Raw genomic sequence first — 1,114 nt, 5'->3', positions numbered from 1 at the left:
ATCAATTGTTGTTTTGCCGTTTAGATACATGTACTCATTACGTTTCGTTTAAAGGTGTAAAAAAGGTTGGTTGATCCAACCAACCTTTTTTATCTAATTTGTACATTATTGTTGTTTGTATTGAGGTTCTTCTTGTTCAATTTGTTGAACACGAGCAGAAAGGCTGTCAACTAGTTGCTGTGTTTGTTTGGCAGCAACTTGATAAAGTTGTTTAGCTTGTTGATTATCGGTTCCTAGTGCAAAGGTTTCGAAGCTCGCTTGTGCACTTTTTAATCCGGCTAGAGTTTGTTTCACTTGACTGATGATAGTCATGGGTGATTCCTCCTTCAATTTAAGTTACACTTTTAGAATGATAAAAAAGATCTTTTTTTATGCTTTCCAATTTTATCCATATATAAAGATACTTGTGGATTAAATTCCTTTCATATCCTATATAACTTAGTTCAACCCGTTTAAACTCCCTGAAAGGCATCGCAATGGGTTCGAAAAAACGAAAACAGGCAAAGAATCTAATTTGAAGGCAGCATCCTGACAATGCAGATAAAATTCGCCTATCATTTGTATGTAGGAATAGGATAGTCTTTGAACAGCCAAACACAAGCTATTTCTTTTGGTACAAAAAATGAGAAAGCCAAAGAAAGAAGATAAGGAAAGAGCGAAAAGCTGTGGAGATATTTAATTCGGGCTTGCTGAATAAGCAAAAATTCCAGATTTGACAAGGATTTTGGCTACTTTTGTCGAATATAAAGTGTAAGGATTTCAAAGGAAACACGTAAAAAACCTTGCACTTGGAGGCTGTTACGATGTACAAAAAGACCGAACATCAATTAACTTTTGTAGATGATTTTTTTCTACCATTCGGTGGGAAATGAAATAAAGAAAATCGCTGGGTCCGTCTTGCTGAAATGATTCCTTGGTGGATGGCCGAAGAAAAGTATGCCAAGTCCTTCAAGAAGAAATTCAAAGGCGAAAAGGCTTATTCTGTCAGAATCGCTCTTGGGGCTCTTTATATCAAAGAACGGCTTGGTGTCCGCAGCCACCTTCAATGTCGGTTGTATGGCCAGTGGCAGTGACGGGGCAACTGTCTATCGGCCACCCACAATGCCACTGGCAT

General features: G+C 37.9%; 1 protein-coding gene and 1 pseudogene. One reads left to right on the top strand and one right to left on the bottom strand.

Annotated features, from left to right (window positions below; translation table 11 throughout):
* Positions 1-105: 105 nt before the first annotated feature.
* The gene (locus IC21_RS14420) at positions 106-312 is read right to left on the bottom strand and encodes a DUF1657 domain-containing protein (RefSeq protein ID WP_035180367.1); all 207 of its coding nucleotides are present in this window, start codon (positions 310-312) and stop codon (positions 106-108) included.
* Between the two features lie 491 nt (positions 313-803).
* Here IC21_RS14420 and IC21_RS16475 point away from each other — a divergent pair.
* Positions 804-1,031, top strand: a pseudogene (locus IC21_RS16475) (IS5/IS1182 family transposase); the annotation flags it as partial.
* Positions 1,032-1,114: the final 83 nt, after the last annotated feature.

Origin of the sequence: Heyndrickxia coagulans DSM 1 = ATCC 7050 (assembly GCF_000290615.1) — a bacterium.
In the GTDB taxonomy this organism is placed as follows: domain Bacteria; phylum Bacillota; class Bacilli; order Bacillales; family Bacillaceae_C; genus Weizmannia; species Weizmannia coagulans.
The sequence above is the reverse complement of the archived record's forward strand: the minus strand, read 5'-3'. Positions and strand labels throughout refer to the sequence as shown.

Excerpts from the sequence above, each read along its gene's own strand:
- IC21_RS14420 (WP_035180367.1), bottom strand. The coding sequence starts at position 312 with ATGACTATCATCAGTCAAGTGAAACAAACTCTAGCCGGATTAAAAAGT.